We start from the raw sequence: 11927 nt of genomic DNA, 5'->3' as shown, positions 1-11927 counted from the left end.
TTCCTCCTATTCCCCTAAAAAATACAGTGAATCTTGTGCCATATGGATTGTAATATCTTCACCAATCTTTTTGATTTGGTCATAAGAATTAATAAGCATTACTTTAAGTGAGAACGCTGTAAAATCTACAATGTAATTAACGCTAATACCTGTAAACTCAACAAATGTAATTTTTCCTGATAATGTGTTTTCACCAGTACCAAGTTGAATCGATTCTGGACGAATAGAAATAAATACTTTGTCTCCAATCATATGCGTTAAAGAGGGAGAGCTTTGTTGCTTTCGCCCAGTTAAAATATGTCCATTTACTGTTCGTACTTGTACATTTTCCCCTTTAATAGCTTGGATTGAACCTTCAATTAAATTAGTTTCACCAATAAAATTTGCCACAAAACGATCTTTGGGCTGATGATAAATTTCTTGAGGAGTCCCAACTTGTTTAATATTTCCATCCTCCATGACCATAATTCGATCAGACATGGACATGGCCTCCATTTGATCATGTGTAACGTAAATGGTTGTGACTCCCAACTCAGATTGGATGCGTTTGATTTCAATACGTGTTTCCTCACGCAATTTTGCATCTAGATTCGATAGAGGTTCATCTAGCAGTAAAATATCTGGCTCTATCACGAGTGCTCTAGCTAAAGCAACCCGCTGCTGCTGCCCACCAGATAGCTCATTTATTTTTCTGTTGCCGTAAGCAGCAAGATGCACTTGTCCTCTAATTCGATCAACCCTGTGTTGAATCTCAGCCTTTGAAAATTTTCGAACCTGTAAACCAAATGCAATATTCTCATCAACCGTCATATGGGGGAAAAGGGCATAGTTTTGAAATACCATGCCGATATTACGCTTATTGGGCTGAAGTCGAGTGACATCTCGATCATCGAAAAGAATTTTGCCTTTAGTAGGGTAATAAAAGCCTGCAAGCATCCTTAAAGTGGTTGTTTTGCCACAGCCGCTAGGACCGAGAAAGGTAAAAAATTCACCAGCTTTTATTTCAAGATTTAAATCTTTCACGCCATACACTTGACCAAATTGCTTCGAGACATTTTCGATTCTGACACTTCTCAATCATAAACTCCTCTCCAACAAAGAATCTAGATGATACAGGAAGGTAAAAATTCGCTACATAAGCCGAATTTTTACCCGTTCTACTATTTACCTCGCCCTTTAATATTGTTATCCCAGTATTCCATCCATTCAGCTTCTTTGTCAGACATTAGCTGCCAATCAATATCGAAAGTCTTTAAATCTAATTCTTGATACCATTCTGGCATGGAGGCTTTATCGATATCAGAACGTGTAGGAATTTGATAATAATCATTAGCTAATTGTGTTACCATCTCTTTTTCAAATAAAAACTCTACAAACAGTTTCGCATTTTCTAGATTTTTCGCATTGTTTACAACTGCTACACCATCTACTAAAATAGGGGCTCCACTTTTTGGATAAATATAATCAAAGGGATAATCTGTCGTATATTTTTTTAACAAAATATCTTGCAGATTCCATAGAGAGACACTGCCTTCTTGACGTGTTAGCTTTAAATACAAAGCATTCGGGTCTTGTGTGTACTCCTTTGTATTGGCATCTAATTGTAGTAACCATTCATAGCCTTTATCAGGTGAATCGGCACCTTGTCGTACAATCATCGAAGAATAAATCGTACGCATTGTGCCTGACGCAAGTACACCTCTGATTAAAATTTGATCCTTCCATTTAGGATCTAATAAATCATCCCAGTCCTGTGGACCAGTTTCTTTTGTTAGTAAATCACTATTAATCATAATTACTTCTGGTAACAGCATCTCGCCGAACCATCGTCCTTCTAAATCTTTGTGTGCGCCATCAATTGAGTCAATAAAGCTCGGCTGCCAAGCATGTAGTAAGTCTTCATTTGCACCAACAATGAGAGCTGATTGCGTTCCGCCCCACCAAAAATCTGCTTGAGGATTGGCTTTCTCTCCACGAAGACGTTCTAAAATTTGTTGAGCACCCATCGTTAGAAATTCTACTTCAATGTCTGGATATTTTTCATTAAACTGATCGATCACATTTTGCACCATTTCTTCGTCACGTCCAGTGTAAATTACTAGCTTGCCTGAAGGCGACGATGCTACTACTTCTGTTTTTTTACCATCAGATGCCTCGTCGTTATTTGCTGCATCATTTGTGGATTTTTGCTGATCTTTGCCGTTACAAGCAGTTAAAACAAAAAGCATTAACATAAGGAAAAAACCAAGAATATAGGCTTTTTTCATCAACTTCCCCTTTCTTAAAGTAAGTTACTTGCATATTGCAGTATAATACCGAAGGGGAATATTAATGTTAGAATTATTAAAAAATTACATTTGCATTCATCATAACGAAGTGCATACTGGTAAGCAATGGCATTTTAATAAAGTTCAAAAAAACTCCTTAAAAAGGAATCCTTCCATTTTTAAGGAGTTTTTGTCGTTTTATGAATGTGCTTCTGATAGGCTATCTTTTTGTTGACGCTGTGCAACAATGGTTGGCAGCATCATGCCAGCAATCACCAGAACAATCCCGATAATTTGTACGAAAGTTAAAGGTTCATGCAATACAATAACAGAAACAGTAACGGCCACTGGTAATTCGATGGCGCTTAAAATAGAAGCAAGCGCACCACCGATTTTAGGAATAGCAATCGAAAATAGATAAATCGGTAAAATGATACCGAAGAGACCTAGTGCTAGTCCATATTTCCACAGGCCTTGCAGGAATAGTTTGCCGTTCCAAATAACCTCAGGGCTTAGGAAAATACTGATCATAATAAGGGCTACAGAGGAAACGATTAATACCCTTGATGTGGTAGTAACACCCTCGACAGGTCGAGAATTAAATTGAATAAAACATGCAAAAGTAACGGCTGCTGTAAAACCGAATAGCCACCCTTGAATAGGGATGTCACTTAAATCTACATTTAATACACCAGCAGCTAGAATCGTTCCTATAAATAAGATGACGATTGAAATTACTTCAGGCCTACTTGGTAATCTTTTATGGAGGGCACAATCAATTAGTAAACCAATCCATGTAAATTGGAATAACATGACAACTGCAAGAGAAGCAGGAAGATACTTCAAAGATTCTCCGTACACGATACCTGTCGTCCCAGTAAAAATTCCCGCACATATTAAAATAAGTAAGCCCTTCTTGGACGGTCTTGGTAATTTTCTGTCTGTAAAAATAAAGATCGATATTACGAGTATAAAGCCAATAATATACTGGCTTGATACAGCCTCCGCTGATGTAAAGCCATGCTGCATAGCTACTTTCACAATAGTCGACAAGATCCCGTAACTACTAGATGCAATGACAATCAAAAGAGGGTAAAGCAAATTGTTTTTCATATATTAGTTATTCACTTCACTTCCTAAAACTGTTTAACCATATGGTAAAAAGGCTCATCAATTATTGACCAAGGCTCTGTAATAACAAAGCCTAGTCTTTCATAAAGACGGCGAGCATCTTCTTTTTGGGTTTCGACATTTAATGATAATTTTGTATAGCCACGCTGCTTTGTCAGCTCTTCAGCAAATTGTAAAAGCAATGTTCCGATTCCTTTACCACGTGCAGCTGGTGCAACGCAAACTGTATCAATGTAAGCCTCATCTTCATGTGCTTCTCGATCAATAACAACGGATGGTGCATTTTTTGCATCAAGCCATTTAACAAGGTTAGCATCCATGTGAACGGCTTGTGCGCCGTGATAATAAACGAGAATTCCTAAAATCTGTTCATTTTCAGTAGCGACAAAAGTATTTAAATAAGAATGTCGATTGTCTTCTCGTTGAAAAAGAACAGTCAGTTCTTGCATAACAGCCTCCGCTGAATGCTCGCCAGTTAAGCGATTAGCAATATCGCCAATGGCATCGATAATTAGAGGCACAACGGCATGGGCATCCTGTGGTTGCGCTTGTCGAATTGTAATACTCATTTTGATAATCCCTACCTTTCTATAGGCAAGTATAACAAAGATAGGGGATGACTCAAGCTATCCATCCCCTTATGAATAAATGCCAAAAGTAAAAACCTTTATAGAATGACAATTTTCGTGTTAATCTATAATGACTAGACTTTCAGGAGGACTATCATGACAAAGCAAGAGAAGGATTTTATATTAGTCTATGGAGATGCTTTTATTGACTATATTGCTGATGATGTAACAAACACATCTTTTACTAAATATATGGGTGGCGCAACGGTCAATGTTGCAGCGGGTATTAGCCGCATTGGTGCGCCTTCAGCGTTGATTACAATTACAGGGGATGACGAGGGCTCGCAATTTGTACGAGATGGGCTTGCCCAAGAGGGTGTAAAACTGGATTATGCCGTATTTGATCCAGCAAAACGTGTGAGTGGTGTATATGTGCATCTAACAGAAGCATGTGAACGAATTTTTAAGGATTACGTTGATGAAACACCCGATTTACAAGTTGAACCATCACAGCTAAATGAAGCAGCCTTTAAGCATGCATCTGCTTTAACGGTGTGTTCAGGCACGATGTTCCATCCAACAGCCCTTGCTACAACACGAGCAGCAGTAGAAATGGCTAAGGACAAGGGGGCAATTATTGCAATGGATGCAAATATTCGCCCATTACGTTGGAGCAGTGAAGAAATTTGTCGAGAAACGATTACATCATTTTTCGAGGATGTCGATATTTTAAAGGTGACGGATGATGAGTTATTCTTCCTGACAGAGACAAGTAGCTTAGAAGAAGGGATCGAGCAATTAAATAGCTATTTGGTGCCTATTATTTTAATCACCGTAGGAGAGAATGGTACTTATGCCGTTCTTAATGGTGAGGTTATCCATGTACCGACTGAGAAAGTAGTGCCTGTGGATACAACAGGTGCGGGAGATGCATTTATGGCAGGTGTCCTACGTGATGTCCATTACAATGGCTTACCTACAACAAAAGAAGAACTAGTGCGTTGTACAAGCTTTGGCAACAAATTAGGCGCTTTTGCCGCAACAAAAGCAGGTGCTTTAACGGCACTACCATATTATGAGGATATTAAGCATTTACTAAAATAAACATGTGAGGCGTGGAGAATATGGGGAAAGACTACGATGTTTTAGTAAAGGATCAACTGTTCTTTGGCGGTGCAAAAGATGCAGAGGCTGCATTTATACAAGAATCGGTTGATGTTGTGATAGATGTTCGTGTTCAAGGGCTATCCCCTCAAGACCAGGAGACAGTTCCTTATTCTTATAAACATATGCCTATAGCAGATGAAGATAGTGAGGTAGCATCATCCATCCAACGAGTTGCGCAAGAAGTTGCTATGGCCTATGAGACAGGGCAGAAAGTATATGTTCACTGTGGAAGTGGTGGGGGACGTGCAGGCGTTGCAGCTACCGCTATATTAATGGAGTTGGGAATGGCTGAATCATTAGAGGCAGCAGAGGCAGCTGTCAAAAAAGCTCGTCCAGAGGTAACAATACGCCCTAAAATGGAAGATGCTCTGCAAAAACTTTATAAGTAATAGAGAAGATGTACTCATTGAGGTACATCTTTTTTTAGGTATAGGAGATATTTTGTTCTATACATATTAGAACAAAGTTGTTATAGTTAGTGTATAACAAATAATGAGGTGATCTGTATGATGGAGGAATTAGCAAAAGTTCCATGGGCAGTTATAGCACCGCTCATCATCGTTCAAATTATTTTGATGATCGTAGCACTTATTGATTTACGTAAAATTCATGCAACAAACGGGCCTAAAATTCTTTGGGTATTTATCATTATCTTTGCTAATCTATTAGGGTCAATTGCGTACTTTATAGTGGGGAGAAAGCAGTCATGACAACTTTACTTCAAGTTACAGGTTTGACCAAGCAATTTGCACAGCACAAAGTTGTAGATGATATTCATTTCAACTTGGAGGAAAAAACTTCTACAGCTTTAATCGGTCCAAATGGAGCTGGCAAGACAACCACTTTATCTATGTTAACGGGGCTCTTAAGACCGACTGCTGGAAGTGTAAAGATGCTAGGTAATGATTTACATGCGAATATAGGTTTTTTACCGCAATATCCACAGTTTCATCCTTGGCTAACTGCGCTAGAGTTTACAGAAATGGCTGCAAAGCTGAATGGTGTAGCAGCCAAAAAGGCTAAATTAGAAGCACAAAAAACCCTAGAATTCGTAGGGTTGGGGACCGCCCAATATAAAAAAATTGGCTCTTTTTCTGGTGGGATGAAGCAACGACTTGGTATTTCCCAAGCAATAGTGCATAAGCCTAAATTACTGCTATTAGACGAACCTGTTTCAGCATTAGATCCAGTTGGCCGTAGAGAAGTACTTGATTTATTAAAAGGACTACAGCAAGAGACGACTATTTTATACTCAACACATATCTTAAATGATGCTGAAGAAATGACAGACCAACTATTATTCTTGCAAAATGGAAAACTCGTAGAACAGGGAACATTACGTGAGGTAAGGCAACGTTTTGATAAGCAAAATTATGTCATTGAGTTTGGTAGTGAAGAAGAGGCTAAGCTTTTTGCAAATCCATCTAATCATGTAATCGGTTGTTATGTCTATATTGAGATAGTGAATGAGGAGCCAACGATGAAGAAGTTGCTTCAACGATTAAGTGAATGTCCGTATACAATTAGAAAGGTAGAGCGACAGACAGCATCTTTGGAAGAAATTTTCATGGAGGTGGCGAAAAAGGCATGAGAGGATTCAATGTACTTCTGCAAAAGGAATTTAGAGAAGCGTGGCGGAGTTGGAAGTTTCTATGGATTCCTCTTGTGTTTGCTCTGCTTGGAATGAGTGATCCACTAACAAACTATTATATGATGGATATTTTAAATGCTGTTGGGAATGTACCAGAGGGCTTCGAAATGTTGATGCCAGAATTAATGCCACTTGATTTAATTCAAGCTTCGATCGGGCAGTTTCAAACGATAGGCTTATTGGTGATGATGGCTTCGTTTGTAGGGGCTATTAGTAAAGAACGTGCTAATGGTATGGCAACATTATTATATGCTCGGCCCATTTCATTTGCCGCATATTTTTTAAGTAAATTTGTTGTTATGAGCACCATTTGTTTTGTTAGTATTTTAGCTGGGTTTGCTGCAAGTGTCTATTATACAAGTATTCTATACGGAACGTTGGATATTGGTGCACTGTTAGTAAGCTTTTCTACGTACTATATTTGGTTGCTATTTGTGATAGCTGTTACATTAATGATGAGTGCCAGTTTTAAAACAGTTATTGCTACTACATGTGCATTTACAGTGATTTTTGTTGGGCAAATCATCGATATGATTATAGGAATCTTTTGGACGATATCACCCTGGAAGCTAGCAAGTTACGGAATTGCAAAATTTCGAGGAACAATAGAGATGTCAGATTACTGGTGGAGCTTAGTAATTACGCTAGCATTGACAATTATCTGCATCGGCATTGGTATCGTGATGATGAAAAGAAATGCGTCTATGATAAAAATCTGAAGAGAAAACGGTAAAAACCAACTTATAATGGATTTTTACCGTTTTTTTGTTTTAAATCATCCCACCATTTATAAGTAAAATCAATCCCACAAAGAACATAACCCAAGAAAGGGTTGAACTTGTTCTTTGATCAAAGAGCGTTTGAATTTTTCTTAAAGGCTTATTCATAAATCGGCGGAATAATAAATGGAAGCATAAAAGGATAATTCCTGGTGCAATCATTATCAAATTGTAACCAGCTAATATTGGTAACCATTCATAAAACTCTATTTGATTACTCGTTAAAATACCTATTGCTGCGAAATAAGGAAGAGCGGTTGCAACTTCTAAAATAGAAGTTGTGAAACCTAAAGCTACCATAGAGCTCACATGTAAAGATTTTGGTTTAGGTGCTCCATTTGTCTTTCTCTTTGGTACTAACCAACTGCCAATAAATAAAGCTGCCCCCACAATGGTCATGATTAATCGAGCTGAGTAGCTATCTAGCAAATTAGAAATTGGGTTGAATATGACTCCTAGACCTAACATTAAAAAAATCCCAGTACTAAAGTAAAACAAGGCTACAGTCATTAAATAGGTTAATAAAAGGCGGATTTGCTGTTTTTTAGCCACAAGCAATACATAGACGGATACTCCAATAATAGAAGGACTAAACATGTCTAACAATGCTAAGGCACCAATCACAAGCATTATTTCTATGTTCATGGTTGTGACCTTCCTAACACCTGTTTTTTTGTTTCATAAACATGAAAAGCCTGCTCTATAAAGTGTAGAAATTCTTCCTCTAAAGGATAAAAACCCATTTGTTCAGATTTGTGTGCGGATTTTCTTATTGTCCACATCTTCTCTAAAAACTCATCATTTCCGTTATATTCTATTTCAGCCTTTTCCATCATTCGTTTGATAATAATCTGCACGGAATCAGCTTCAGGGCTTTCCTTATGAAGCTGCTTTAACTGACCTAATAAACCAATCCATTCTAAAGAATTAGGATCATTTTGATTTAAATTGGGTAATTTCTGAAAAAGCTCCATTTCGGCAGCTACAAAAATCTGTTGGCGGAAGGCTTGCTTATTATCTCGTTCTTGATTGGAAAGCTTAATGTATTTTTGGATAAGGGACTCTGTTAGCCCACCTTCGATAGACGAGGCATTTTTTAATCCAAGGATGGCGTTCTTCATCTGCTGTAGTTTCTTTTGTTCTTCTGCTAGAAAAGCTAACTGATGGTCTAAACTTGCTTCCCAATTCCATGAATTATTGATAAGTGTCTGAATTTCCTTCAACTTGAAGCCCAATGCCTTTAAAAAAACAATTTGTTGTAACATTTTGAGCTCATTCTCACCATAAATTCTGTGTCCTCCCTCAGTCTTTGCTATAGGAAGTAACAAGCCGATCTCCTCGTAATAACGCAATGTTCGAACAGAAATGCCAGTTTGTTTTGATACATTGTGAATCGTAAGCAACGTAATCACTCCTCCTCTCTGTTAATGACATTATATTAAATGACGTAACGTCACTTTCAAGCGGAATTGTAAAACTACTTTCTTGGAATCTCTATAACTTAGGAATATAATGGGTGTGTAACTCGAAATTTGTCAAATAACTCGGAAAATATATAGACTACTATAGAAAGAGGGGACATGAAATTGGGAACTGAGAATTCCGATCGTTTCCTGACAGCGTTTAATCGAATAGATCATAGACTACGAGATATTGTAGGTGCTAAGGATTTTATGCCTTTTTATCGGCTGATTGATCAAGCAAAGAAAAAGGATGTCTTGGTGAAGAAATATGAAGATGATCTCCGCTCATATGCAGACTTACGAAATGCGATTGTGCATCATCGTACATCATTACATTATGTGATTGCAGAGCCACATACTGATGTTGTAGAACGAATTGAATACATAGATGCTACCCTTGCTAAGCCGACGCTTGTAGGGCAAATGTTCCGTAAAAGAGTATTGATTTTTCAAGAAAATGATTCTTTAAAACATGTTTTAAAAGTGATACGTCAGCGCAAATATACACAATTTCCTGTTTATTATAATAAGCAGTTTAAGGGGCTAATCACAACAGTAGGAATCACAAATTGGCTTGCGTCAAAGATGGGTGGGGATCATCTACCGAAAAGAATTCCAACCCTGCATGATATCTTATTGCATGAGAAAAATAGCGTGAATTACAAATTTGTCAGTAGATCTATATCCATCTATGAGGCTGAGGAAATATTTAAACAAGGAGTCGAAAGAGGGAGACGCTTTGAGGCATTATTAATAACGGAGCATGGTCAACCACATCAAAAATTACTCGGTATTATTACACCATTAGATATTGTCAAAATTGATTAATAAAAAAACGAGACTAGACAAGCAATTAAGGGCTTGAATGTCTCGCTTTATCTTTTAAGCTGATGTACAAGGAACCATTTGTTTGGACTTGAGCAAAATAAACTTCTTCTACAGACTGCACATTTTGCTTTTTCAATTTCTTCATTACCCAGTCTTCTGTCAGCTCAAGTTCAACAATATTTTCGGTAATAAGTTGACCATCAGAAATAACTTCGGTAGGAAGATAGGTAGGTGGTGTTACATCTGCTTTAACATCCTGCTTTGTAGCCACTTGTTCGGAGGTTTTTTGTAGCACACTGAGTTTCCCATTCGTTTCTAGTAAGGCATACTCAACGTCCTGTACGGAGAAAATAGCTTGTTCACGAAGCATCATTGTAAGCTCATCTAGATGAAGACGATTTTTTTGTAGTGCTGATTCTAATATAAGACCCTTTTGAATCACAATCGTTGGCTTATCATCAATGAGAACGCGGGCCTTTTTAGATTTAATCGTTATAACGGTCATTAAATACGTTAAAGCACTCCACCAAACGAGGGAAATCATACCATCCAAAAAGGGTGTTTCTTCCTGAGAGGCAATTTCTGAAGCGATCGACCCAAATGTAATACCTGTAATGTAATGGAAAAACGTTAACTGGCCTAATTGTTTTTTACCTAGTAGACGTGCCAGAATTAGTAAGGCAAAAAACGAAAGTGTTGTTCGTAGAATCATTTCCCAAAAGTGAGCATGAATAAAGCTTTCCATGCATATATCAACTCCTTTTACAGCTGTCGAATTATAGCTTGTGCAAAATGGTCGATAGTATGCGACAATCATGTGTAAATAAAAAAGAGTGAGGTGGCAACATGAATAAACAATTAAACGTAACAAACCCAATCTATCCAATTATGATTGCTATCGGTGTTGCTCACCTTATTAATGATACGATGCAAGCTGTTATCCCGGCGATGTTTCCGATATTTAAGAGTGAGTTAGGATTGACCTTTACACAAATTGGGCTGATTTCTTTCGTATTAAACATATTTGCTTCTGCATTACAGCCTGCTGTAGGCTTTATCAGTGATAAAAAACCAATGCCCTATGCTTTACCCATCGGTATGATTAGTTCGTTTATAGGGATTGCCATTATAGCATTCACAACGCAGTATTGGATTATTATTATTGCGGTATTATTTATAGGCTTTGGGTCAGCTATCTTTCACCCTGAGGGATCGAGAGTTTCCTTTATGGCAGCTGGATCTAAACGAGGTCTTGCGCAGTCTATTTATCAAGTGGGGGGAAATTCAGGGCAAGCACTTGCACCATTAATTAGTGCTTACATCTTTGATATTCTTGGGCAACGTGGGGCTGCGATCATATTAGTCATTGCAACATTTGGTATCATTTTATTAAGTAAAATTGCTACATGGTATAAAAAACAGTTGGAGCAGGAGCGTACCACTAAGAAAAAGAGAGTACTCGTCTCAACATTGCCTCCATTAACAAAGAAACAAGTTGGAATTGCATTAACTTTATTATTTACAATTATTTTTGCACGATCATTTTATACAACAAATATAACGAGCTTTTATGTGTTTTATTTGATGGATCACTATGATGTCAGCCTGCGACTAGGGCAAATATTAATATTCACCTTCATGGCATTTGGTGTAGTAGGTACCTTTTTTGGAGGTTCTTTATCAGACCGTATTGGTAGGAAAAATGTCATTATTCTTTCTGTAGTAGGCCCTATGCCATTTTGTTTAGCATTGCCATATGTACCATTATGGGCCGCTATGCTATTTTTAGTTATTATCGGTACGTTGATTATGATTAGCTTCTCCGTAACGGTGGTCTATGCGCAAGAGTTAGTCCCAACAAAAATTGGCACAATGGCTGGTTTAACTACGGGCTTTGCATTTGGTATGGGCGCAATAGGGGCAATGGTTATCGGCGTTTTAATGGATCATAAAGGCATTGATTTTACAATGATTGTCGTTTCATTATTACCTTTATTATTACTAGTTGCCTTCTTCTTACCGAAGGATAAACCTGCTTCAGCTGCTGTCTAATAAAAAAACGCGTAGATACG

General features: G+C 37.8%; 14 protein-coding genes. 7 read left to right on the top strand and 7 right to left on the bottom strand.

The window, feature by feature from the left end:
* Nucleotides 1-6 precede the first annotated feature (6 nt).
* From CD31_RS01785 to CD31_RS01770, 4 genes are all read right to left on the bottom strand, one after another.
* Nucleotides 7-1077 carry an ABC transporter ATP-binding protein gene (locus CD31_RS01785; RefSeq protein ID WP_036075331.1) on the bottom strand — a complete coding sequence of 357 codons (1071 nt, stop codon included), beginning with the start codon at nucleotides 1075-1077 and terminating at the stop codon, nucleotides 7-9.
* A gap of 83 nt (nucleotides 1078-1160) precedes the next feature.
* On the bottom strand, nucleotides 1161-2267 hold the full coding sequence (locus CD31_RS01780) for an extracellular solute-binding protein (RefSeq protein WP_036075329.1): 1107 nt from the start codon (nucleotides 2265-2267) through the stop codon (nucleotides 1161-1163).
* A 198-nt stretch (nucleotides 2268-2465) separates the two neighbouring features.
* A complete protein-coding gene (locus CD31_RS01775) occupies nucleotides 2466-3380 on the bottom strand; it encodes an EamA family transporter (RefSeq protein WP_016992408.1) in 915 nt (304 codons plus the stop codon).
* Between the two features lie 23 nt (nucleotides 3381-3403).
* On the bottom strand, nucleotides 3404-3967 hold the full coding sequence (locus CD31_RS01770) for a GNAT family N-acetyltransferase (RefSeq protein ID WP_036075326.1): 564 nt from the start codon (nucleotides 3965-3967) through the stop codon (nucleotides 3404-3406).
* Between the two features lie 156 nt (nucleotides 3968-4123).
* Here CD31_RS01770 and CD31_RS01765 point away from each other — a divergent pair, with 156 nt between their 5' ends.
* The 5 genes from CD31_RS01765 to CD31_RS01745 all read left to right on the top strand — a co-directional run bounded on the left by CD31_RS01765 (nucleotide 4124) and on the right by CD31_RS01745 (nucleotide 7504).
* Nucleotides 4124-5071, top strand: coding sequence for a carbohydrate kinase family protein (locus CD31_RS01765; RefSeq protein ID WP_016992406.1), 948 nt, complete (start codon nucleotides 4124-4126; stop codon nucleotides 5069-5071).
* A 20-nt stretch (nucleotides 5072-5091) separates the two neighbouring features.
* Nucleotides 5092-5523 (top strand): protein-tyrosine phosphatase family protein, encoded by a 432-nt coding sequence (locus CD31_RS01760; protein ID WP_036075324.1) that lies wholly within the window; start codon nucleotides 5092-5094, stop codon nucleotides 5521-5523.
* Nucleotides 5524-5640: 117 nt separating this feature from the next.
* Complete coding sequence (locus tag CD31_RS01755; RefSeq protein WP_016992404.1) at nucleotides 5641-5844, top strand: PLDc N-terminal domain-containing protein; 204 nt, start codon at nucleotides 5641-5643, stop codon at nucleotides 5842-5844.
* Nucleotides 5841-6725 (top strand): ABC transporter ATP-binding protein, encoded by an 885-nt coding sequence (locus CD31_RS01750; protein WP_036075321.1) that lies wholly within the window; start codon nucleotides 5841-5843, stop codon nucleotides 6723-6725. Before CD31_RS01755 ends, CD31_RS01750 begins: the two co-directional genes overlap by 4 nt.
* Entirely contained in the window at nucleotides 6722-7504 is a 783-nt protein-coding gene (locus tag CD31_RS01745) for an ABC transporter permease (protein WP_036075318.1), read from the top strand. The genes CD31_RS01750 and CD31_RS01745 overlap by 4 nt, the downstream gene beginning before the upstream one ends.
* A gap of 51 nt (nucleotides 7505-7555) precedes the next feature.
* On the opposite strand, the gene CD31_RS01740 is transcribed toward CD31_RS01745, so the two are convergent.
* Together CD31_RS01740 and CD31_RS01735 are read right to left on the bottom strand one after the other, a co-directional pair.
* Entirely contained in the window at nucleotides 7556-8209 is a 654-nt protein-coding gene (locus CD31_RS01740) for a GAP family protein (RefSeq protein WP_036075315.1), read from the bottom strand.
* Nucleotides 8206-8976 carry a MerR family transcriptional regulator gene (locus tag CD31_RS01735; protein WP_312124578.1) on the bottom strand — a complete coding sequence of 257 codons (771 nt, stop codon included), beginning with the start codon at nucleotides 8974-8976 and terminating at the stop codon, nucleotides 8206-8208. The genes CD31_RS01740 and CD31_RS01735 overlap by 4 nt, the downstream gene beginning before the upstream one ends.
* Before the next feature lie 174 nt (nucleotides 8977-9150).
* Between CD31_RS01735 and CD31_RS01730 the strand changes: the two genes are divergently transcribed.
* Nucleotides 9151-9855, top strand: coding sequence for a CBS domain-containing protein (locus CD31_RS01730; RefSeq protein ID WP_016992401.1), 705 nt, complete (start codon nucleotides 9151-9153; stop codon nucleotides 9853-9855).
* 25 nt (nucleotides 9856-9880) lie between these two features.
* Here CD31_RS01730 and CD31_RS01725 read toward each other — a convergent pair whose 3' ends face one another.
* Nucleotides 9881-10600, bottom strand: a complete 720-nt coding sequence (locus CD31_RS01725; RefSeq protein ID WP_016992400.1) for a DUF421 domain-containing protein — start codon at nucleotides 10598-10600, stop codon at nucleotides 9881-9883.
* A gap of 101 nt (nucleotides 10601-10701) precedes the next feature.
* On the opposite strand from CD31_RS01725, the gene CD31_RS01720 reads away from it, so the two are divergent.
* Entirely contained in the window at nucleotides 10702-11907 is a 1206-nt protein-coding gene (locus CD31_RS01720; protein WP_036075309.1) for an MFS transporter, read from the top strand.
* The last annotated feature ends 20 nt before the right edge of the window (nucleotides 11908-11927 follow it).

The organism is Lysinibacillus boronitolerans JCM 21713 = 10a = NBRC 103108, from assembly GCF_000772935.1.
Classification (GTDB): domain Bacteria; phylum Bacillota; class Bacilli; order Bacillales_A; family Planococcaceae; genus Lysinibacillus; species Lysinibacillus boronitolerans.
The sequence above is the reverse complement of the archived record's forward strand: the minus strand, read 5'-3'. Positions and strand labels throughout refer to the sequence as shown.